The 20,559-nt window shown below is 64.1% G+C and carries 20 protein-coding genes; 12 read left to right on the top strand and 8 right to left on the bottom strand.

The annotated features are described in order from the left end of the window. Positions 1 to 23: 23 nt before the first annotated feature. A complete protein-coding gene (locus MKI88_RS00950; RefSeq protein WP_241628515.1) occupies positions 24 to 932 on the top strand; it encodes a DUF1838 family protein in 909 nt (302 codons plus the stop codon). Positions 933 to 1,084: 152 nt separating this feature from the next. Here the strand turns inward: MKI88_RS00950 and MKI88_RS00945 are convergent, their stop codons facing one another. Beyond that, complete coding sequence (locus MKI88_RS00945; protein WP_241628513.1) at positions 1,085 to 3,634, bottom strand: TonB-dependent receptor; 2,550 nt, start codon at positions 3,632 to 3,634, stop codon at positions 1,085 to 1,087. Between the two features lie 225 nt (positions 3,635 to 3,859). On the opposite strand from MKI88_RS00945, the gene MKI88_RS00940 reads away from it, so the two are divergent. The 3 genes from MKI88_RS00940 to MKI88_RS00930 are packed head-to-tail and all read left to right on the top strand — an operon-like array spanning position 3,860 to position 5,479. Next, positions 3,860 to 4,165: a DUF1330 domain-containing protein gene (locus tag MKI88_RS00940; RefSeq protein ID WP_241628511.1), complete on the top strand. Its 306-nt coding sequence runs from the start codon at positions 3,860 to 3,862 to the stop codon at positions 4,163 to 4,165. A gap of 23 nt (positions 4,166 to 4,188) precedes the next feature. Continuing rightward, positions 4,189 to 4,494, top strand: a complete 306-nt coding sequence (locus MKI88_RS00935) for a YciI family protein (RefSeq protein WP_241628509.1) — start codon at positions 4,189 to 4,191, stop codon at positions 4,492 to 4,494. A 10-nt stretch (positions 4,495 to 4,504) separates the two neighbouring features. Then, a complete protein-coding gene (locus tag MKI88_RS00930; RefSeq protein ID WP_241628507.1) occupies positions 4,505 to 5,479 on the top strand; it encodes a quinone oxidoreductase in 975 nt (324 codons plus the stop codon). Positions 5,480 to 5,549: 70 nt separating this feature from the next. On the opposite strand, the gene MKI88_RS00925 is transcribed toward MKI88_RS00930, so the two are convergent. The 6 genes from MKI88_RS00925 to MKI88_RS00900 form a co-directional block, all read right to left on the bottom strand. Beyond that, a complete protein-coding gene (locus tag MKI88_RS00925) occupies positions 5,550 to 5,876 on the bottom strand; it encodes a PspC domain-containing protein (RefSeq protein ID WP_241628505.1) in 327 nt (108 codons plus the stop codon). Positions 5,877 to 6,037: 161 nt separating this feature from the next. Further along, a complete protein-coding gene (locus MKI88_RS00920) occupies positions 6,038 to 6,493 on the bottom strand; it encodes a hypothetical protein (RefSeq protein WP_241628503.1) in 456 nt (151 codons plus the stop codon). After that, the gene (locus MKI88_RS00915; RefSeq protein ID WP_241628494.1) at positions 6,486 to 7,919 is read right to left on the bottom strand and encodes an aldehyde dehydrogenase family protein; all 1,434 of its coding nucleotides are present in this window, start codon (positions 7,917 to 7,919) and stop codon (positions 6,486 to 6,488) included. The genes MKI88_RS00920 and MKI88_RS00915 overlap by 8 nt, the downstream gene beginning before the upstream one ends. Then, positions 7,916 to 8,830: a polysaccharide deacetylase family protein gene (locus tag MKI88_RS00910; RefSeq protein WP_241628492.1), complete on the bottom strand. Its 915-nt coding sequence runs from the start codon at positions 8,828 to 8,830 to the stop codon at positions 7,916 to 7,918. Before MKI88_RS00910 ends, MKI88_RS00915 begins: the two co-directional genes overlap by 4 nt. Further along, a complete protein-coding gene (locus MKI88_RS00905; protein ID WP_241628490.1) occupies positions 8,820 to 9,722 on the bottom strand; it encodes a polysaccharide deacetylase family protein in 903 nt (300 codons plus the stop codon). Before MKI88_RS00905 ends, MKI88_RS00910 begins: the two co-directional genes overlap by 11 nt. Continuing rightward, positions 9,722 to 10,402 (bottom strand): isochorismatase family protein, encoded by a 681-nt coding sequence (locus MKI88_RS00900; protein WP_241628489.1) that lies wholly within the window; start codon positions 10,400 to 10,402, stop codon positions 9,722 to 9,724. Before MKI88_RS00900 ends, MKI88_RS00905 begins: the two co-directional genes overlap by 1 nt. A gap of 86 nt (positions 10,403 to 10,488) precedes the next feature. Between MKI88_RS00900 and MKI88_RS00895 the strand changes: the two genes are divergently transcribed. The 7 genes from MKI88_RS00895 to MKI88_RS00865 all read left to right on the top strand — a co-directional run bounded on the left by MKI88_RS00895 (position 10,489) and on the right by MKI88_RS00865 (position 17,385). Next, positions 10,489 to 12,042: an alpha/beta hydrolase gene (locus MKI88_RS00895; protein WP_241628487.1), complete on the top strand. Its 1,554-nt coding sequence runs from the start codon at positions 10,489 to 10,491 to the stop codon at positions 12,040 to 12,042. 13 nt (positions 12,043 to 12,055) lie between these two features. Then, positions 12,056 to 12,556 (top strand): DUF3598 domain-containing protein, encoded by a 501-nt coding sequence (locus MKI88_RS00890; RefSeq protein WP_241628485.1) that lies wholly within the window; start codon positions 12,056 to 12,058, stop codon positions 12,554 to 12,556. Further along, on the top strand, positions 12,510 to 13,931 hold the full coding sequence (locus tag MKI88_RS00885; RefSeq protein ID WP_241628482.1) for a 3-isopropylmalate dehydratase large subunit: 1,422 nt from the start codon (positions 12,510 to 12,512) through the stop codon (positions 13,929 to 13,931). The genes MKI88_RS00890 and MKI88_RS00885 overlap by 47 nt, the downstream gene beginning before the upstream one ends. After that, the gene (gene leuD / locus MKI88_RS00880; protein ID WP_241628480.1) at positions 13,928 to 14,545 is read left to right on the top strand and encodes a 3-isopropylmalate dehydratase small subunit; all 618 of its coding nucleotides are present in this window, start codon (positions 13,928 to 13,930) and stop codon (positions 14,543 to 14,545) included. Before MKI88_RS00885 ends, leuD begins: the two co-directional genes overlap by 4 nt. Continuing rightward, positions 14,542 to 15,471, top strand: a complete 930-nt coding sequence (locus MKI88_RS00875; protein WP_241628478.1) for a hydroxymethylglutaryl-CoA lyase — start codon at positions 14,542 to 14,544, stop codon at positions 15,469 to 15,471. The genes leuD and MKI88_RS00875 overlap by 4 nt, the downstream gene beginning before the upstream one ends. Further along, positions 15,468 to 16,610, top strand: coding sequence for a CaiB/BaiF CoA-transferase family protein (locus MKI88_RS00870; protein WP_241628476.1), 1,143 nt, complete (start codon positions 15,468 to 15,470; stop codon positions 16,608 to 16,610). The genes MKI88_RS00875 and MKI88_RS00870 overlap by 4 nt, the downstream gene beginning before the upstream one ends. Positions 16,611 to 16,692: 82 nt before the next feature. Continuing rightward, positions 16,693 to 17,385: a phytanoyl-CoA dioxygenase family protein gene (locus MKI88_RS00865; protein WP_241628474.1), complete on the top strand. Its 693-nt coding sequence runs from the start codon at positions 16,693 to 16,695 to the stop codon at positions 17,383 to 17,385. A gap of 9 nt (positions 17,386 to 17,394) precedes the next feature. Here MKI88_RS00865 and MKI88_RS00860 read toward each other — a convergent pair whose 3' ends face one another. Then, positions 17,395 to 18,288, bottom strand: a complete 894-nt coding sequence (locus MKI88_RS00860; RefSeq protein ID WP_241628472.1) for a LysR family transcriptional regulator — start codon at positions 18,286 to 18,288, stop codon at positions 17,395 to 17,397. 104 nt (positions 18,289 to 18,392) lie between these two features. On the opposite strand from MKI88_RS00860, the gene MKI88_RS00855 reads away from it, so the two are divergent. Further along, complete coding sequence (locus tag MKI88_RS00855; protein WP_407073282.1) at positions 18,393 to 20,492, top strand: malate synthase G; 2,100 nt, start codon at positions 18,393 to 18,395, stop codon at positions 20,490 to 20,492. Positions 20,493 to 20,559 lie beyond the last annotated feature (67 nt).

Raw genomic sequence — 20,559 nt, 5'->3', positions numbered from 1 at the left:
GTCCAAACAAGGGGAGGAAAGACATGATGAAATACGTGTTGCTGGGTTGCGCGGCGTTGGGGACGCTGGCGGCGATGCCCGCGAATGCGAGGACGCTGGATCCGGCCAAGCCCGAAGACGCGATAGAGATCATGAAGCGCACCCAGTGCGGTGTGAAGGACGGGACGCCCGCGGTCTATTATTGGTCGGGAAAGGTCTATTCGCGCATCACCGGCGAGCCCGACCGACTGCTGTTCCACGGTGAGGGCATGAACGTTCGTCAGTGCGTCTCTGTCGCTGACGAGAAGCGCGGCACCGGCTATCGCCAGGTCAGCCGCGAGGTCATGGTGTTCACCGACCCGAAGACGGGCGAGATCCTGCGCACATGGACCAACCCCTGGACCGATGAGAAGGTCGAGGTGATGCAGATTGCCAACGATCCCGTTAACGCGCGCCCGAGCTTTCCCTATGGCGCCGACGGCAAACCCTTTCAGCTCAGCCACAAGCGCATGGGCCAGTGGTTCGCGATGCCGCTGGAGGTGCCGCTTTTCTATCACAACGTGCTTGCCGGCGATTATCAGGACTTTGTCGGCAACAAATATCACGCGATGGAAATATTCGATTTCGTCGCGCGCACCGACGAACTGCTCGATACGAAAAACCCGACGGCCTACCCCTCGGTGTCATGGGTCCGCATCTCGGACTGGATGCCGTGGATGAAGATGCGCGGTCGCCAGGGACAGATCGTGTTCAACGCCATGGGTACCAAGCTCAAGAGCTATGACGAACTGCCCAAGGTGCTGAAGGACGAGATCGCGGCAAACTACCCGATCTACACCCAGGCACCCCCTGTCGACGATGCGCGCCCCAATGAGACGACCTGGACGGTCTTCAAGAAATGGGTCGACGAAAAGCGCAAGGCCGCGCCGGAAGCGCCGAGACAGGGCCATTGACATGACGCGCCGCCGCGACGGTCCCGATTGCGTTTAGCTGATCACGGACCACCGCAAGGCGGCGGCACCCCCGCTCGAGTTGAGAGCGCACTAAAAAAGAAGCCCCGCCGGATACACTCCGGCGGGGCCTTTTTTGTTTGAAAGACAGCGCGTCAGAACTTGAAAGTGCCCTCGATCCCGAAGGTGCGCCCCCGGCGCAGCGTCGCGAAGAACGCGCGCGGCGCGCCCGTTTCGACCGCGAAGGCCTGCCCCTGGAAGGTACCCGTCGTTCCGACGTCGCGGCGGGCGTTGCCATAGCGATAGTCGAACCAGCGGGTAGCGAGCGGTATCGCATCCTCGTCCGTCAGATTGCGGCCGAACAATGTGAGGCTCCAGTGCTCGGTACGGACACCGAGCCGCGCGTTGAGCAGGAAGGCGTCTCCGGTCTTAGCGAGATTGTCGACCTGGATGTATTTCGCATCCTCATAGCTGAAGCTGGTGTTCGCAAACAGGCTCAGTCCGTTTGCGCCGACCTCTCGCTCGTAGCTCATCGAACCGTTGACAATCCAGGGTGAACCCAGCGGCATGCGTTTGCCCGTGATATCGCACAGCGGCAACATGTTGGCCGGCGGATTGTCGGTGTCGAAATTCGGCCGGAACCCGCCCGAATTGAGCGTAAAGAGATCGGCATCGCAGCCGTTGGTGAACTTGGCATCGACATAGGCGACGCCCAGCGAGACGTTCAGTCCGTTCGTTGGCGCCGCCTGCATTTCGAGCTCGAAGCCTTTGGTTTCCGCGTCGCCCTGATTGGTCACGATGGACGTGGAAGACTGGCCGGCGACTGTTGGCGGGATGGCCCGTGTGAGCTGAACGTCAGCCAGTTTGTTATAGAAAATCGCTGCGGAGAAGCGTGCGATGCGATCGGCCGTATCGAACTTCACGCCAAGTTCGCCGCCCTTCACGGTTTCCGGCAGATAGGCGGTCTGATCGGTGCCCGTCAGCGTCGATGCCGAAAGGCCGCCCGCGCCGTTGAACCCACCCGGCTTGTTGCCTTCTGCATAGACGGCATAGACGAGCAGGTCGTCGGTCGGCTTCCAGTCGATGGTGACGCGGGGTGTCCAATCCTTGAACTTGCCCGCGGGCAAGCACGTGCCGGTAAATCCGAACTGGCCCGCGCGGCCAGCTTCGCCCGCGCAGAAGATTGACGTCGCAGCGGCGCGTTCGATGATCGTCTTGCGTTCCTCGGCATAGCGGATCTCGCCAGTGACCGTGATCTCATCGGTCAATTCGGCGCTGAGCAATCCGAACACTGCAACATCTTCTATGCTTCCATATGCCGAAGCGTTGGTGCCCAATGCTTCGCCGGCGGTTGGATTGGCGAAGGTCAGATCCTGGTTGCGGTTTGTCTGCTTGAAATAATAGCCGCCCAGCAAGCCGCGAATGGGTTGGTCCGCGGGGCTGGCAAGACGAATTTCCTGACTGAAATCCTCCGTTTCATCGCGATTGGTGTTCGCAAATGCCGGCTCGACGGTCGCAGGCGGCACGGGCGGGAACAGGAAGAAGAAGCTGTCGGTGTGGTCGCCATCGTCGCCAAACAGATTGGTATTGTTCCGATAGCCGGTAAGGCTGGATACGATCCACCCGGAACCCCCAATGTCCCAATCGACAATGCCCGACGCCAGATACTGATCGTTGCGATTGCCATCGAACGCCGTGGCGTCGCGTACGCCAAAAAAGGTTGAGACGGGATCGTTGTTGACGCGAATGTTGTTCGGCTGAGGCTCGATCGTGCCGCAGAAATACTGGTTGGCGTTATTGGAAATGCCGATGGCCGGTTGGAACGTCGAAGTCGGTGAAACCGGCACGGGCGGTGGAAGGTTGCGCTGGCGATAACGCAGGCTGCGAAAACCGGGCATACAGTTGTTGGCATCGGCGCCCTGCAGGAAGATCGGCAGCGATCCGTCCCGGTCGTGCTGATATTGGCCACGCAGGCGGATCTTGATGTCGTCATTGGGTTTCGCGACCAGCGTCACATAGCCCGAATAGCTCTTTTCCTGGCCTACCTTGTTGCCGGTAAGCTGGTTGCGATACTCGCCGCCATATTCGTAATAGCGCCCGCCGGCAGAAATACCGACCACATCACCCATGATCGGCGCTGATATCGAGGCGCTCAGATCATAGGTGTCGTGCTCGGCAACGCTTGCCTTGCCAGAAACGGTCAGCGTGTCCGACGGATCCTTGGTCACATAGTTGATCGCGCCGGAATAGGTGTTGCGGCCATAAAGCGCCGACTGCGGGCCCTTGATGATCTCGACGCGCTGGATCGAGTTGGGGTCGAAACCCTGGATGTCACCTTGATAGTAGATACCGTCTACAAAATAGGCCGCGCCCGTTTCCACCCCGAACTGCACATTGGCGAGGACGTTGGACTGACCGCGAATAACGGGCCGGTCCGAAGTTCTTCCAAATGCCTGGCTGAAGCTGATGCCCGTCGCTTGCTTGGCAAAATCGTCGATCGAGTTCAGACCGAGCTGTTCGATCATCTTTTCAGAGACGGCGGAGACTGCCACTGGTGCGTCCGAGAGCGACTCTTCGGTTTTCCTCGCGGTCACAATGATGTCTTCGATACCGCCCTGCACTTCGGCGGGTGCTTCCTGCGCCAGTACCGACGCAGGCACCAAAGCCGTTGCCGCGAGCAAGGTTGCCCGGATCACGAATCGCATAGCTTATTCCTCCCCATTGAATGACGCCTGGAAGCTTTCATTGCCCCTCAAAGTTGTCCAGACATTTGAGCGCATATGGCGACAAATCCGATCTCTGTCATATAATTGCAACACCCACATTCCGTAGGGTTGTTGGGCTTTCAGGATTCTGTGACGCCTGCCCATTTTTGATTGCAGCAATGGAGACACAAACTATGTTGTCCGGACATTTAACGGAGTCTCCGCATGCCCGCCTACTTGATCGTCACCGCCACGATTTCCGACCGTGAATCCTTCCTTGCGGGCTACGGATCGCGTGCGGCCGCACTCGTCGAAAAGTTCGGCGGAAAATATCTGATGCGCGCGCCGGGCTGTCAGCTGCTCGAGGGCCGCTTCGGCGACGGCGGATCGGTGGTGATCTCCGAATGGCCAAGCAAGGAAGCCGCGCTCGCCTTCTGGAATTCCCCTGAATATGGCGAAGCGAAGGCGCTGCGCCAGGGCATCGCCGATTGCCAGGTGCTGCTCATCGAAGGGCCCGCGATCGCCGGCTGAACAAATTCACGAAAGGAATCCAGATGTCCAAATTCTACGCGATCATCACGAAGGACAAACCCGGCGCGACGGCCACGCGCATGGAGAAGCTGAAGGAGCATCTCGCGCATGTCGAAGCGGGGCTCGACCGGCTCGCGGTCGCGGGCCCGCTGCGTGACGAGGACGGCAATTTCACCGGCTCGCTGCTCGTGGTGAAGGCCGAAAGCGAAGCAGAAGCGCGCGCGCTGCTCGAGGCAGATCCCTATTACAAGGCGGATATCTGGTCCGATATCGAGATCCGCGCGTTCAATGCTGCTGCCGGCGACTGGGTCGGCGGCAAGACCTGGTAAGGAGGGCGAGATGGCACGCGTAGCAAGAATAGAGGCCACCGGCGGACCCGAGGTCATACGGTTTCATGATGCCAATCTCCCCGCTCCCGGTGCGGGCGAGGTACGCGTCCGGCACACCGTGCTGGGCCTGAACTTCATCGACACCTATCATCGCCGCGGCATTTATCCCGTCGAGTTGCCCGCCGAACTCGGCGTCGAGGGCGTTGGCGTGGTCGAAGCGGTGGGCGAAGGCGTGACCGGCTTCACGCCCGGCCAGCGCGTCGGCTATTTCGGCCCCGAGCGCGGCGCCTATGCAAGCGAGCGCAATATCGCCGCGGCCTCACTCTTCCACATACCCGACGATATCGACGATGAGACCGCAGCGGCGGTGCTGCTCAAGGGCTGCACCGTCGAGTTCCTCGTCGAACGCTGCGCGAAGGTGGAAGCGGGCTGGCCCGTGCTCGTCCATGCGGCGGCGGGCGGCGTCGGCCTGATCCTCGTCCAGTGGCTGAAGGCGGTGGGCGCGACGGTGATCGGCACCGTGAGCACCGAGGAAAAGGCCGCCGAGGCGCGCGCGGCGGGCGCCGACCATATCGTCTTCTACCAGAGCGAGGACACCGCGAAGCGCGTCCGCGAACTGACGGGCGGCAAGGGCGTGCGCGTCGTGTTCGACGGGGTGGGCATGTCGACCTGGGAATCCTCGCTAGACAGTTGCGGCATCCGCGGCCTGATCGTGAACTATGGCAATGCCGATGCGCCCGTGGGCGGCGTCAATCTGGGCGTGCTCGCGATGAAGGGCTCGCTCTATAACTCGCGGCCGATGCTCTATCATTATTATGCCGAGCCCGCCGAGCGTGCCGCAGGTGTCGAGCGGCTCTGGGAGATGCTGCGCTCGGACAAGGTCAGGATCACCATTGGCCAGCGCTATGCGCTCGAGGACGTGGCGCAGGCGCATGTCGACCTTGAGGGTCGCAAGACGACCGGATCGACGGTTCTGCTGCCCTGAACAGAAAAAGGCGATGTCGGCATCCGATCTGCCGACATCGCCCTTTCGACATGGAATATGAAGCGTGGCGTCAGGCCGCGCAGGCCATTTCCGGTGCCTGGTTGCCCTCAACCGTCTGCGCGCTGCGCGTGGGCAGGCTGGCAACCGCGCCGCCTTCCTCCTGCTCCGCAGACTTGTCGCGACGAACATTGGGCACCAGCAGACGCGAAAGCCCGACGATCACGCCGAGGACCGCGTAGCCGCCGATCATCGCCATCGGATTCCAGAGAATTCCGACCGACAATGCGATCCGCAGCCACAGCGGATTGAAGCCGAAATCCTCGCCAAGCGCGGCGCAGACACCGAACAGATTGTCCTCTTTGGCGACCTTGGCAGCGGAAGATTTTGCGGCTTGCATCACTGTTACTCCGTAGGGCGGGCGGTCCGTCCGGACCGCGATGATCTGCCCTACGCAGCAATCGTGCCAATCCCGTAAAGCCGGGATTTTTGGCGAAACCCGGCAGAAATGCACGGGAGATCTTGCGCGCTATCAGCGCTTCTCACCAAATGTTGGCATTTTTACAGCGCATTTCCGACGCGCCACTCGTCGCAAAGCGTTCGCCGAACGGGCTCGCCGTTCCGGAACCATTGCCATGTTCGCGCGCGCTTCTGTCCGTTACCGGACAATTCGATCATTTCGGTGAAGCGCAGATCGGCTTCAGTCTTGTGGACGAGATTCAGCATGACGATGCCGCCTTCCGTCTCCCAGCCATAACCCTGGAGCCGCTCGGTATCCCACCATAGCCGACCGTCGCGAAAGCTGGCGCCGAACACGCGTTCGAGCGTGCGGCCGTCCTGCCATCTCAACCAGTTGTGCTGGAGATAGGCGTGCGGCCCCTCTGCGGGGAATTCACAAAAGGTGCGCATGTGGTGGAAATCGCTGAGCGTGCCGTCGCGCTCGATGACGCGATATTCGCCTTCCCACCATCCGGCATGGCGCAGCATGGTGGGCATGGACCTCGCAAGGTCAGCCACCCAGCGCTTCCTCCGAATAGGCCGCGAGCGGCAACGCACTGCCCGACTGGCGGATGAGCGCCTGCCGGCGGAAGAAGCGCAGCAGGCCGCTTTCGCCCATGCGCGAGGGGCCGAGCCCACTCTTGCCGAAGCTCGACTTCTCGGCTTCCCAGACAAGCCCGGTCAGCGATCCGTCGTTGATCGAGACGCCACCGGCATTCAGCCGCACCGCGACGGCTTCGGCTTCCTGCGTGGTGCCCGCGAGCACCGCTGCCGAAAGGCCAAAAATGCCGCTGTTCGCGTGGGCAATCGCCTCATCGACAGTGTCGAAGACCGTCACGGGGATGACCGGGCCGAAGGTTTCCTCCTCCATGATCGCCATGTCAGGGGTGACGTTCACCAGGACCGTCGGGCGCAGATACTTGCCGCCGCCGAGCGTCTCGACCTGGCCGCCTGCAAGCACCCGCGCCCCTTTCGCCACGGCATCGTCGATCTGCGATTGAACGATCTCTGCCTGCCGCGCGAAGATGAAGGGGCCGATGTCGCCCTGATGGACATCGGGATAGTTGAGCCGCGCGGCCTGTGCCTGCTCAACGAGCGCTGCGAGGAAAGGCCCGGCGATGGCACGCGCGACATAGACGCGCTCGATCGACTGGCACGCCTGCCCCGTGTTGAGCACCGATGCGCGCAGCGCGGTCTCCGCCGCCTTTACCGGGTCGGCGCTGGCGAGCACCAGCATCGGATCCTTGCCGCCAAGTTCGAGGCTCGCGGGGATGAAGGCGCGCGCCGCGGCCTCGCCCACCTTGCGCCCGGTCGCGACCGAGCCGGTGAAGGCGATGAAGTCGACATGATCGACCAGTGCCGCGCCCGTCGCTCCATCGCCCTCGATCAGCGTCAGCACCGCCGCGACCTCGGGCACCTCCGCGATCGCCGCCATCAGCGGCCGGATGAAGCGCGGGGTGATTTCGGAAGGCTTGATGATGACAGCCGATCCCGCCGCGAGCGCGGGGATCGCATCGATCAGCGCCAGCGTCAGCGGGAAGTTCCACGGGCTGATCGCGCCGATCAACTGATAAGGCACCAGCCGCGTCGTCGTGGTGATCGTGGGAATGCCCGTCTGCCGATCGGCCACGGTGGCGGCAGCGATGATGCCGGGTGCGGTGTCCGCCCAGCGGATGAAGGTCCGCGTCATCGCGTCGACCTCGATCACCGAGATAGCGGCACGGCCTGTATCGGCGGTCAACGCCGCGATCAGCGCGTCGCGATGGCGCCCCATTGCGTCGGCCAGCTTGCGCAATGCGTCGCCGCGCCCCTCGGGGGTCTGTGCCGCCCAGCCGGGCTGCGCCGCGCGCAATTGCTTCGTCAGCGCCGCGATTGTCGCGCCGTCGACGGGTTCGATGACGTAGTCCGCCTCGCCCGTACGCGGATTGATGACCGCAAGGCTCATTGCTGAGCCTCCCAGCTCGCGACGATTTCCTCACCCGTCGCGAACCATGCCTCGGGCCGCGCGGCGAGCTTTTCGAGCAGCGCCTCGAACGCCGAAATGCGATAGGGCAGCGCCATGATATAGGGCGTGATGTGGAGCGGCAGCACGCGGCCGCCATGGGTCTTCGCTTCTTCCGCCAGCCAGTCGAAGGCGTCTATCATCTGCTGCGCATAGCTGTCGGCCGATTGCTGCTGCACCGTGACGATCTGCCGGTCGGACAATTCGTGGTTGAGCGGCAGGTTGATGAGCCCGTTGGTGAAACGCCAGGGCAGTTCGTCATTGGCCCAGTCGCAGGCATATTTCAGCCCCGCCTCTTTCAGCAGATCGGGCGTATTCCAGCTTTCCGAGCGCGCGATCGAGAGCCATCCCGTCGGGCGCTTGCCCGAAGCCTTTTCCAGCGAAGCGATTGATTGCGCGATCAGCGCGCGCTCGTCCTCGATCGGCAGGCCGCTCGCGATCGTGCCGTTCATGTCGGTCGAATGCGCGACGATCTCGTGCCCGTCGGCGACGATGTCCGCAATGATCTGCGGATAGCGATCGGCGATCGCGCCATTGGTGGCGACCGAAACGCGCACCCCCGCCTTTTTGAACGCGTCGAGCAGACGATAGAAGCCCACGCGCGTGCCATATTCCCGCGCGGTATAGTGACGATAATCGGGATAGCTGGTCTGCATGTGCCCCGGCGCGCGAAAGGGCGTGTCCGACGGCGTGATCGGGAACCATTCGAGGCTGACGCATACCCACACCGCAACCGATCTGCCCTCGGGCCATTGCACGGGCTTGCGATCGAAGATCGAGGACCATGGATAGAGATCATGGTCATAGCCTTCGCGACGCTTCGGATATTCGAGATAGGCGGGATCAAGCGCCATGGGCGGCCTCCGCATAATGATGTTCGTAATAATGGTCGGCGATCTCGCCCGCGCGCGCGATCCATGCGCGCCCGTCTTCGGCGATGTGGCGCAACACCTCGGCAAAGGGGCCGATGCGGTGCGGCTGGCCGATCAGATAGGCGTGCAAGGGGATGCACATCACGGTGCCCGATTCCTCGCCCTCTTCCGCCAGCCGCTCATACTGCCGGATCAGCGTATCGGCATATTCGCGTGGGCTCATGTTGTAGACGAAGAAGCCGTAATGGTCGTTGACCTCAAGGCTGTAGGGGATCGAGACCAGCCTGCCCGATTGCACCTTCACCGGCTGGGGCTGGTCGTCGTGATAAAGATCGCAGGTATAGTCGAGGCCATATTCGGCGATCAGGTCGAGCGTGCGCGGCGTGTGCGTCAGCGCGGGCGCGAGCCAGCCGCGGATCGTCTGCCCCGTCGCCTCGCGTACCGTGCGGATCGAATCCTCGATGATCGCGCGTTCTTGGCGCTCATCCATCCCGTAGCTGTAGCGCGTGTTGTAGATGCCGTGACTGAAGAACTCCCAGCCGCGCTCATTGGCGTCGCGGACGACCTCGGGATGATGCTGGCAGAGCGCGACCGACAGCGAGACCGAGCCCGGAAAACCGTATTTCGACATCGCCTCGGCCATGCGCCAGTGCGACACGCGGTTCGAATGATCGCGATGCGAAAAGCCCACGACATCGGGGTGGGGCTTCGCCCAGCTCTTGCGCAGCGGGTTCGCGGGCGGATCGATCTCATAATATTCGAGATTGGGCGCGACCCATACCGCCACCTTCTTGCCGCCCGGCCATGCGATCTTGGGGCGGCCGCGATAGGGAACGAAATCGTAGAGGCCGGGATCGGCTTCGCCTTCGCGCATCAGCGGGCCTCCAGCCAGTCGATCACCGCCTGAACCGGCTCGACATCGGCATATTTGAGCTGGAGGTCGGTCAGATTGGCGAAGTGATAGCTCTCATGCTTGTCCGCGCAGGTCTCAAAGGGGACGATGGTGCGAAAGCCGTAGGACAGCGAATCGACCGCGGTCGCGCGCACGCAGCCAGAGGTGCTGCCCCCCGTCACCACCACGGTGTCGACCTTGTGCCAGCGCAGGTAGCTCGCGAGCGGCGTCTCGAAAAAGGCCGAGGGCATGCGTTTGGTGTATTGCAGGTCGTTCGCGTCGATCTCGCAGCGCGGGTCGAATGCGTGGCGCTCGCTGCCATATTTGATGTTCTGCAGCGAATCGGGTGTGTCGGTGCGCGTGCCCCAGACGCCTGCATCACCCGCATCATCCTTGTAGCCGACGCGACTCCAGACCACCGGCATGCCCCTCTCGCGCGCCAGCCGCGAGATCGTATTGGTGTACGCGATCTGCGCGGGATCGGTCTCGTAGGCGGTCTTGAACATGTCGGTGCGCGTATAGGCCTGCTGGAAATCGACGTTCACGATCGCCAGCTTCTCGCCGAATCCGAACTTGTTGCGCGCCGGATTCGCCATCACTTCCTCGAAAATCTGGCGCGCAGTCCGGCCGTCGCAGACCATCCGGGTACCGATCAGCGTCATCACAAAACTCCTGCAAAATCGTGATTCGCACGATAGTTTGCGAAAAGGACTTGTCGAGTGGAATTTGTCCGGACAAATTAGAGCGCATGACAATCACCCGCCACTTCATCCGCGTCGGCAACCGCCGTGTCCATTACCGCAAGGCAGGATCGGGGCCGACACTGCTCATGGTTCATCAGAGCCCGCGCAGCTCCGCCGAATATGAGCCGCTCATGGAAAAATGGGCGCAGCATTTCACCTGTATCGCCCCCGACACGCCGGGATTCGGCCAGTCCGATCCGCTGCCGGGTTCGCCCGACATAGGCGCTTTCAGCGGCGCCTTGATCGAACTGCTCGACGCACTCGGAATCGAGAAGACCGCGGCATATGGCTTCCATTCGGGCGGAATCATCCTGGTGGGCGCGGTCAAGCGCCATCCCGAACGCTTTACCGCGCTCGCGACGGGCGGCTATGCCGTCTGGACGCCTGAGGAAATGGCGATCTTCGACAAGGATTACCTGCCCCCCTTCCAGCCCAGCGCCTATGGCGAGCACCTGACATGGGTCTGGAACCGCATCATCGAGCAGACCTGGTTCTTCCCCTGGTTCGACGTCCGCGATGGCGCGCGGATCAGCGTTGCGCATGACGATCCGATCAAGACCGACGCGGTGGTGCGCGACATGCTCGACAGCGGCGACGCCTATCGCGCGGGCTATGGTGCGGTACTCCGCGCGCCGCGCGACATTCCCGCGACCGATGCCGAGACGGTCCCCGTGCTGATCGCGGCCTATAATGGCGATCCGCTGCAGGCGCATATCGCGCGGCTGGGCGAGATGCCGCCGAGCTGGCGCGCCGAGGCCGTCGCCACGCCCGCCGACCTCGAGGACGCGTGCCTTGCGCATCTGCGCGCCGCGCCTGCTCTCCCCCCTCACCCGATCGCCGAAAGCGAGGACGGCGGCTTTGTCCGGGTCGCGGGCGCAGGCTTTGACGGGCTGATCCACTGGCAGGGCAATCCCGATGCCGAGACCGTGCTGATTCACGCTCCCGGCCGCGCCGCCGAGCTGTTCGACACCAGCGACGCGCTGGCGATCGACCTGCCCGGCCATGGCCTGTCGGACGACTGGCAGCATGGCTACACCCCCGATCTCGACGGCTGGAGCACGATTGCAGCGGCCGCGATCGCGGGGGTCAGCAGGGCGAAGACTCCCGTCATTATCGGCGAGGGCTTCTCGGCGATGCTTGCCGCAGCCGTCGCCCGGCAGGTCGGCGCGCGTGGCTGGGGCGCGATCGACGCTCATATTCCAACCGCCGAACGCACCGAAGACTGGGCCGAACACGCCATTCCCGACCAGACGCCCGATCGCCATGGCGCCTATCTGGGCGCCGCATGGAGCGCGGTCCGCGCAGGCCATTTCTTCTGGCCGTGGTTCGAGGCGAAGGCGGCCAACGCCATTCCCTTCACTGCCGGGGGCATCGCGCCCGAAGCGCTCGCCACCGAGCATCGCAGCCTGATCCGCGCCCGCGCGGGACGCGCGCTGCTCGGCGCGCTTGCGGCCGCCGATCGCAATGCGCTGGTCAGCGCCGCCCCCACCCTGCTCAAATGGGAGCGGGCCGAGTGGGCGAACGCGCGTACCGATATCTGGTCACCACAAGGTTTCTGAGAAGGAGAGTAATATGGGTATTCGCGAAGACATGCCGCTGCTGGCGCGCCATGAGGGCGTGTGGGACGGCGTCTACACCTATTACAACGCGGCCGGCGAGAAGATCGACGAGCACAAGTCGCGCCTGTTCTGCCGCTTCAAGGAAGATGGCGAGCACCCCTATCACCAGACCAACCATTATACGTGGGATGATGGCCGCACCGACATTCGCGACTTTCCCGCCGCCTATCACGACAAGCGCGTCTGGTGGGACAATGAGCTGATCAAGGGCTGGGCTGCCGAAGTCGGCCTCGACGAGTATAACCGTACCGTCATGCTCTACTGGCAGCGTCAGGGCGATCCGAGCCTCTATCTCTACGAGATGATCCAGCTTTCGGACGATGGCCAGTCGCGCTGCCGTACCTGGCACTGGATCCGCAACGGCAATCTGGAAACGCGGACCGCGATCCAGGAAAAGCTGGTCAGCCGTGACTGGGCGGCGATCGAGAAGGAAATGGAGGCACAGGCTGTCTGATCCACAGACCCTGTTCGGAAAGATCTGGGACCGGCACGTCGTTGCCGGTCTCGGCGGCGGCGCAGAGCTGATCGCCATTGACCGGATCTTCCTCCACGAGCGTACCGGCGCCGCTGCCCTCAACAGCCTGAAGGCAGCAGGCCGTCCGGTCGCTGATCCCTCGCGCGTGTTCTGCGTGATGGACCATATCGTCGACACGCGCCCCGGGCGTGGCGACCAGACGCTGATGCCCGGTGGGCAGGCCTTCATCACCGAGACGCGCGCCGCCGCCATCGAGGCCGGTATCACCTTGTTCGACGTGACCGATCCCGATCAGGGCATCGTCCATGTCGTCTCCCCCGAACTCGGCATCGTGCTGCCCGGCTGCACGCTGATTGCGCCCGACAGCCACACCTGCACGCAGGGCGCCTTCGGCGCGCTCGCCTGGGGTATCGGCTCTTCGGAGGCCGAACATGCGATGGCGACGGGCACGCTGCGCCTCACGCGCCCGAAGACGATGCGCGTCACCTTCACCGGCATACTGGCGCCGGGCGTGACTCCCAAGGACATGATCCTGACGCTGATCGCGCGCCACGGCGCGGGCGGCGGCAAGGGATACGCAATCGAATTCACCGGCGAGGCGGTGACCGCGCTCGACATGGAAGGGCGCATGACGCTCTGCAACATGGCGACTGAATTCGCGGCGATGACGGGCATGATCGCGCCCGACGCCAAGACCTTCGACTGGATCGCGGGCCGCCGCTACGCGCCCAAAGGCACGATGCTCGATCGCGCAATCGCCGAATGGCGGACGCTCGCCACCGATGAGGGCGCGACGTTCGATGCCGAGATCACGATCGACGCATCCGCAATCGAACCGATGGTGAGCTGGGGCACCTCGCCCGAACACAGCGCGGGCATTTCGGGGCAGGTGCCCGCCGATCCGCCCGAGCGCCCCGTCGCCTATATGGGCGTCGAGCCGGGGCAGAAGCTCGCGGGCATCCCGATCGACGCGGCCTTTATCGGCAGCTGCACCAATGGCCGCCTCTCCGATCTGCGCCGCGCCGCCGCGCTGCTGAAAGGCCATCATGTCGCCGACGGCGTGAAGGCGCTCGTCGTTCCCGGCTCGATGGCGGTGCGCCGCGCCGCCGAGGCCGAAGGACTCGACAAGGTTTTCGTCGAGGCGGGCTTCGAATGGCGGATGAGCGGCTGTTCGATGTGCTTTTATGCGGGCGGCGAAAGCTTCCCCGCAGGTTCGCGCGTCGTCTCGTCGACCAATCGCAATTTCGAGGGACGGCAGGGGCCGGGTATCCGAACGCATATCGCAAGCCCCGAAACGGTGGTCGCAAGTGCTATCGCGGGATGCATCGCCGATCCGCGGGAGATCGCCGCATGACGCCCTTCACGAAGCTGACAGCAATCGCCGCGCCGCTGATCCGCGACAATATCGATACCGACGCGATCATCCCCTCGCGCGAGATGAAGAGCACGGGCAAGACCGGGCTTGCCGAAGGGCTGTTCTCGGCCTGGCGTTATCTGACGCCGGGCGGGCGGGATCCCAATCCCGAATTCATACTCAACCAGCCCGCTTTCGCTGAGGCACAGATGATCCTTGGCGGGACCAATTTCGGCTGCGGGTCGAGCCGCGAGCACGCGGTCTGGGCGCTTGCCGAATATGGCATCCGTGCGGTGATCGCGCCCGGCTTCGCGCCGATCTTCGCGGGCAACTGCACGCGCAACGGCATCGTGCCTGTCGTCCTTCCCGCCGAGGCGGTCGCGGAGATCGCGGCGGATGGCGGTCCGGTCACGGTCGACCTCGAACAGCAGCGCGTCAGCCTTGGTGACGGCCGCCACTGGTCGTTCGATATCGGCGCCGAAGCGCGCGCGATGCTCCTCGAAGGGCTCGACGCGATCGACCTCACCTTCAAGCGCAGGGCGGAAATTACCGCCTTTCAGGCCGCCGACCGGAAGGCGCGGCCGTGGATCTATCTCGGAGAATTGCCCGCATGACGCGTATTCATATCAGCGAGGTCGGCCCGCGTGACGGGTTGCAGAGCATCGACAGGGTGATGCCGCTCGAAGCCAAAAAGGCGTGGATCGCCGCCGAAGCGGCGGCTGGCGTGCCCGAGATCGAGGTGGGCAGCTTCGTGCCGCCCTCGCTCCTCCCCCAGATGGCCGACACCGCCGAACTGATCGCCTTCGCGAAGGGGATCGAAGGGCTTTCGGTCGCGGTGCTCGTTCCCAATCTGAAGGGCGCTGAGCGCGCGATCGCCGTGGGCGCGGAAAAGATGTCGATCCCCTTTTCGATGTCCGAAACGCACAGCCTGAAGAACGTCCGCAAGGATCACGCCGCGATGGTGGCCGAGATCCGCGCGATTGCCGAACTGGTCGCGGCGCAGCCCGCCAAAGCGCGACCGCATTTCGAGGTTGGCCTCGCGACCGCATTCGGCTGCACGATCGAGGGGCCGGTGAGCGAGGACAATGTCGTCCGCCTTGCCACCGCCGCGATCGAGGCGGGCGCGGTAGAGGTCGGGCTTTCCGACACGACTGGCTATGCCAACCCCGCGCAGGTGAAGCGCCTCGTCCGCCGTGTGAAGGGGGAGATCGGCGCGGACAGGCTCAATACGCTCCACCTTCACAACACGCGCGGGCTTGGTCTCGCCAATGCGCTTGCGGGGCTTGAGGAAGGCATCACCACGCTCGACGCCTCGCTGGGCGGCCTTGGCGGTTGCCCCTTCGCGCCGGGCGCATCGGGCAATATCGTTACGGAGGACCTGGTCTTCATGCTCGCGGCCATGGGTTATGAAACCGGGATCGACCTCGAAAAGCTGCTGAAGGTGCGCGGGATCATCGCGGATGCGCTGCCCGGCGAGCCGCTCTATGGCTTCACGCCCGATGCGGGCCTGCCGCTCGGTTTCGCGCAGGTGGCGGCATGAGCGCGCCACAGCCGCTCGCCGGCCTCAAAGTCGTCGAGTTCACGCATATGGTGATGGGTCCCGCCGCGGGTGCGATCCTTGCAGCGCTTGGCGCCGAAGTCGTCCGCGTCGAGCCCGCCGAGGGCGACAAGACGCGCACTCTGCTGGGTTCGGGCGCGGGCTATTTCCCGATGTACAACCGCCACAAGAAGAGCATCAGCCTCGACCTCAAATCGGAAGATGGCCTTGCGACCGCGAAGGCGCTCGCGGCCGATGCCGATATCCTGATCGAGAATTTCCGCCCGGGCGCGCTCGACAGGCTCGGGCTCGGCTATGACGCGCTGTCAGAAGTCAATCCGCGGCTGATCTATTGCTCGGCCAAGGGCTTCCTCCCCGGCCCCTATGAAAAGCGCACCGCATTGGACGAAGTGGCGCAGATGATGGGCGGCCTTGCCTATATGACCGGCCCACCGGGCCAGCCCCTGCGCGCCGGATCGAGCGTGATCGACGTCACAGGCGGCATGTTCGGCGTCATCGGCGTACTCGCCGCGCTCGAGGAGCGGCACCGCACGGGCAAGGGCAAGCTCGTTCAGGCCTCGCTGTTCGAAACCACCGTCTATCTCGTCGGCCAGCACATGGCGCAGCTCGCGGTCACCGGTAAGCCCGCCAGCCCGATGCCCGCGCGCATCTCGGCGTGGGCGATCTACGACGTGTTCGAGACGCAGGACGATCCCGTCTTCATCGGCGTCGTCACCGATGCACTGTGGGAAAAATTCTGCAAGCTTTTCGGCCTCGACGAGCTCTGGGCGGATGAAGGTCTGCGCAGGAACAACGAGCGCGTGCTCCAGCGCGACCGCATCCTGCCGCAGATCCGCGCGCTGATCGCGAATTTTACGCGCGCCGAGGTGATCGAACGGCTCGAAGGCACCGGCCTGCCCTTCGCGCCGATCGGCAAGCCCGAAGACATGTTCGACGATCCGCATCTCAACGCCTCGGGCGCGCTCGAACCCGTAACGCTGCCCGATGGCCGCGAAACGCGCCTGCCCGCGCTCCCGATCGCGTTCGACGGACAACTGGCGGCGGCGGCATCGGCACTTCCGCAACCGGGTGCGGACACCGAGGCGATCCTTGCCGCGCTTGCCGTGATCGCCGGGAAGTAACGGCTTTCGTTCTAAGGGTTGCATCGACCGGAGCCCGCTGCAAAGGCAGAAGCTCACGACCGCATGGAGCGTCCGGCTGACGATGACGAATGCAGCTTTCGATGTGCAGGGCTATGATACGGTATCGCTTTTCGATCCCGAACTGGTGACTGCCGCGCGCGACGACATCAGCGATCATATCGATCGCGTCGCGCGCGCCCTGCACCTGCCATTCGAGCACAGTCGGCCGGATCTTCCGCTCGAAGGCCGATTGGACGGCATCGCGATCCGCGATCGTCCCTATGCGAACCTGCTGCGCCTCGCGCTTTGCACCGACGCGCATCATGGCCGGCGCCTGTCCACACTGGCGCAGTCCTGCATGCTTCGCGCCGCCGCCGAGCGGCTTGCGGGACGCGAAATCTCCGACGCCATCGTGCGCGTGCGCGCCAGCATCGCGGCGTTCCCCGAGGAGCGCCATGGCTGGCATTCGGACGTCGCCATTGCTGATGAAACGCACTGCGGGCGAGTCTGCATCACCGCATGGCTGCCGCTGATGGATACGGGGCCGGACAGCGGCGGGCTCGAACTGATCGCCGGAAAGCGCGCCGCGCCCTTTCCGCATGTGCGTGATGACGGATATCGGATCGAGGACGCGACCCTCGCCGACTTGCCGCGCGCGCAACCCGCATGTCCCGCCGGCAGCGCATTGTTTCTCGATCGCTTCACGCCGCATCGCACGCTGCCGAATGCAGGCCTGGCGCGCTTCGCGCTCGTTATCTGGTGCGTCGCCGCCTGACCCCCGACGCTATCGCGCATCCTCCCATGGCGGAACGGGCGCAAAAATCGATCCGAGCCATTCTGCGAACAGACGGACGGGCGCAGGGGTGAGTTCAGCGCGGGGATAGACCGCCTGAATGCTCACATCGGTTGCGCCCTCATGCGTCGGAAGCACGCGGACAAGCTTTCCGCGGCGCAATTCTTCGGCAATATCCCAGGTCGAGCGCAGCGCGATGCCCATGCCGCTGATCGCGAGCTCGCGGACAACTTCGCTCGAATTGGTGCGCACCACGCTTTCCCCGTCGATCACGGTCAACCCGTCCGGTCCCTCGATACGCCAGGGCAACTGGTTCTCGGCGGCGAGCAAATGGTGGCGCGCGAGGTCGGGCAACGTCATGAGTGCCTCTGCCTCTGCCAGATAGCCGGGCGCGGCGCACAGGATACGCCGGTTCGCCGCCAGCCGATGCGCGACCAGATTGCCTTCCACCGCACCGCCGATCCGGATCGCCAGATCGAAGCGACCACCAATCAGGTCGGTAAAACCGTCGCTGAGATCGAGTTCGAGCGCTATCCTCGGATGCCGGTCGAGAAAGGGCTTGATGTGAGGCGCCACATGCATGCGCCCGAACGAGGTCGGCGCGGTCACGCGCAGTCGTCCGGCGGGTACGCCGTGCCCCGCGATACGCGCCTCGGCCTCGCTCGCCGCGGCGAGGATGCGAACGAGATCGTCGTAGAAGCGCTGCCCCGCCTCGGTCGTGACGAGCCGCCGTGTCGTGCGGTGCGCCAGCCGCGTGCCCAGCCGGGCTTCCAATCGTGCGAGCCGCTTGGAGACCATTGCGGGCGAGAGCCTCAGTGCGCGCGCCGCGGCCGAGATGCTGCCGCTTTCCACGACGCGGACGAACAGCGCGTAGTCCTGATCCATTTTTTCACCAGAGTTGAAACAGCTTTCTATTTTGATCGTCTACCGATCAAATCGCGTGCCTGCTAGAGCGGCTGTACGTTGCCAAATGGAGAATCAGGATGACGATGGTCGATCGCGCCGGGCTGAAGGTTGCCGAGGTGCTCGCGAACTTCATCGAAAGCCGTGCCCTGCCCGGCACGGGCATCGAAACCGATGCGTTCTGGGCGGGCACCGCCGCCATCTTCGCGAACTTCGCCCCCGAAAATCGGACGCTGCTCGCACAGCGCGACGCGCTGCAGGAAAAGATCGACGCCTGGCATGCCCAGCGCGTCGGCCAGCCGATCGACGGCGATGCCTATCGGGGCTTTCTGGAAGAGATCGGCTATCTGGCGCCCGAACCCGCGCCCTTCGCGATCGGCACCGCTAATGTCGATGCCGAGGTTGCGACGCTCGCGGGGCCGCAGCTCGTCGTCCCCATCCTCAATGCACGCTTCCTGCTCAATGCCGCCAATGCGCGCTGGGGAAGCCTGTACGACGCGCTCTATGGCACCGACGCGATCCCGGGCGCCCCTGCGGGCAAGGGCTATGACGCGGCGCGCGGCGCGCAGGTGATCGCGCGCGCCAGGGCGTTTCTCGACGAGGCGGTGCCGTTGGCCGAAGGAAGCTGGGCGGATCTGGCGAACCCCGAACAGGGCATCGCGATCCGTGACCCCGGCCAATATGTCGGCAAGTCCAAGCTCGGCCGCCTGTTCCGCCACAACGGGCTTCACATCGAAGTCGTCTTCGACCGCAATCATCCAATCGGCAGGGACGATCCCGCGGGGATCGCCGACGTCATCCTCGAATCCGCGCTGACCACGATCTGCGACCTCGAGGATTCGATCGCGGCGGTCGACGCCGAGGACAAGGTCGCCGCCTATGCCAACTGGCTCGGCCTGATGAAGGGCGATCTGGAAGATACGTTCGAGAAGAACGGCGCGATGATGACGCGGCGCCTGAACGGCGATCGCAACTATACTGCGGCTGACGGATCGGTCGTCACGCTGCCCGGCCGCAGCCTGCTCTTCGTGCGCAATGTCGGGCATTTGATGACGACCCCCGCAATCACGCTGCCCGATGGCGGCGAGGCGCCCGAGGGTATTCTCGACGGCATCGTCACCAGCCTGATCGCACTCCATGACCTGAAAGCCGTGGGCGGCCTGCGCAACAGCAAGGCGGGTTCGGTCTATATCGTAAAGCCCAAGATGCACGGGCCGGACGAGGCGGCGTTCACCAACCGGCTGTTCGACGCGGTCGAGGACCTGCTTGGGCTTCAGCGCCATACGCTGAAGGTCGGCGTGATGGACGAGGAGCGCCGCACATCGGCAAATCTCGCCGCGTGCATCCATGCGGTGAGGGACCGCATCTGCTTCATCAACACGGGCTTCCTCGACCGCACCGGCGACGAGATGCATACCTCGATGCAGGCGGGGCCGATGATCCCCAAGGCCGAAATGAAGACAAGCGCCTGGATCCAGGCCTATGAGGACCGCAATGTCCGCATCGGCCTGAAGCACGGCCTCTCGGGCCGCGCGCAGATCGGCAAGGGCATGTGGGCCGCGCCCGATCGCATGGCCGACATGATGGAGCAGAAGATCGGGCACCCCAGGGCGGGCGCCAACACCGCCTGGGTGCCCTCACCTACCGCGGCGACGCTGCATGCGCTGCATTATCATCAGGTCGATGTCTTTGCGGTGCAGGAGCGACTCAAGGGCGACGCCGTCCCATCGCTCGACGCGCTACTGACCGTGCCGCTCGCGCTCGGCCGCAACTGGACCCAGGACGAGATCACGCGCGAACTCGACAATAACGCGCAGGGCATTCTCGGCTATGTCGTGCGCTGGGTCGATCAGGGCGTCGGATGCTCCAAGGTTCCCGACATCAACGATATCGGGCTGATGGAGGATCGCGCGACGCTGCGCATCTCCTCACAGCACATGGCCAACTGGCTGCTCCACGGCGTCGCCACCACCGATCAGGCCGAGGCGGCGCTCAGGCGCATGGCTGAGAAGGTCGACGGTCAGAATGCGGGCGATCCGCTCTATCAGCCGATGTCGGGGCGCGAGGATGAGAGCCTCGCCTTTCAGGCGGCGCATGCGCTGGTGTTCGAGGGGGTGTCGCAACCCAATGGCTATACCGAACCGCTGCTCCACCGCTTCCGCGCAAAGGTCAAGGCGCTGGGGTAAGTCCGGTTCGACGCGCGCACAAGTTGTCATGCTGAACTTGATTCAGCATCCATGAACACGAACCTGT

The organism is Sphingomonas sp. LaA6.9 (genome assembly GCF_022601895.1).
Classification (GTDB): Bacteria; Pseudomonadota; Alphaproteobacteria; order Sphingomonadales; family Sphingomonadaceae; genus Sphingobium_A.
Note: the sequence above shows the minus strand (reverse complement) of the source record. Positions and strands in the feature narration are given on the sequence as shown.

Excerpts from the sequence above, each read along its gene's own strand:
- MKI88_RS00950 (WP_241628515.1), top strand. The coding sequence starts at position 24 with ATGATGAAATACGTGTTGCTGGGTTGCGCGGCGTTGGGGACGCTGGCG.
- MKI88_RS00945 (WP_241628513.1), bottom strand. The coding sequence starts at position 3,634 with ATGCGATTCGTGATCCGGGCAACCTTGCTCGCGGCAACGGCTTTGGTG.
- MKI88_RS00940 (WP_241628511.1), top strand. The coding sequence starts at position 3,860 with ATGCCCGCCTACTTGATCGTCACCGCCACGATTTCCGACCGTGAATCC.
- MKI88_RS00935 (WP_241628509.1), top strand. The coding sequence starts at position 4,189 with ATGTCCAAATTCTACGCGATCATCACGAAGGACAAACCCGGCGCGACG.
- MKI88_RS00930 (WP_241628507.1), top strand. The coding sequence starts at position 4,505 with ATGGCACGCGTAGCAAGAATAGAGGCCACCGGCGGACCCGAGGTCATA.
- MKI88_RS00925 (WP_241628505.1), bottom strand. The coding sequence starts at position 5,876 with ATGCAAGCCGCAAAATCTTCCGCTGCCAAGGTCGCCAAAGAGGACAAT.
- MKI88_RS00915 (WP_241628494.1), bottom strand. The coding sequence starts at position 7,919 with ATGAGCCTTGCGGTCATCAATCCGCGTACGGGCGAGGCGGACTACGTC.
- MKI88_RS00910 (WP_241628492.1), bottom strand. The coding sequence starts at position 8,830 with ATGGCGCTTGATCCCGCCTATCTCGAATATCCGAAGCGTCGCGAAGGC.
- MKI88_RS00905 (WP_241628490.1), bottom strand. The coding sequence starts at position 9,722 with ATGCGCGAAGGCGAAGCCGATCCCGGCCTCTACGATTTCGTTCCCTAT.
- MKI88_RS00900 (WP_241628489.1), bottom strand. The coding sequence starts at position 10,402 with ATGACGCTGATCGGTACCCGGATGGTCTGCGACGGCCGGACTGCGCGC.
- MKI88_RS00895 (WP_241628487.1), top strand. The coding sequence starts at position 10,489 with ATGACAATCACCCGCCACTTCATCCGCGTCGGCAACCGCCGTGTCCAT.
- MKI88_RS00890 (WP_241628485.1), top strand. The coding sequence starts at position 12,056 with ATGGGTATTCGCGAAGACATGCCGCTGCTGGCGCGCCATGAGGGCGTG.
- leuD (WP_241628480.1), top strand. The coding sequence starts at position 13,928 with ATGACGCCCTTCACGAAGCTGACAGCAATCGCCGCGCCGCTGATCCGC.
- MKI88_RS00875 (WP_241628478.1), top strand. The coding sequence starts at position 14,542 with ATGACGCGTATTCATATCAGCGAGGTCGGCCCGCGTGACGGGTTGCAG.
- MKI88_RS00870 (WP_241628476.1), top strand. The coding sequence starts at position 15,468 with ATGAGCGCGCCACAGCCGCTCGCCGGCCTCAAAGTCGTCGAGTTCACG.
- MKI88_RS00865 (WP_241628474.1), top strand. The coding sequence starts at position 16,693 with ATGACGAATGCAGCTTTCGATGTGCAGGGCTATGATACGGTATCGCTT.
- MKI88_RS00860 (WP_241628472.1), bottom strand. The coding sequence starts at position 18,288 with ATGGATCAGGACTACGCGCTGTTCGTCCGCGTCGTGGAAAGCGGCAGC.
- MKI88_RS00855 (WP_407073282.1), top strand. The coding sequence starts at position 18,393 with ATGGTCGATCGCGCCGGGCTGAAGGTTGCCGAGGTGCTCGCGAACTTC.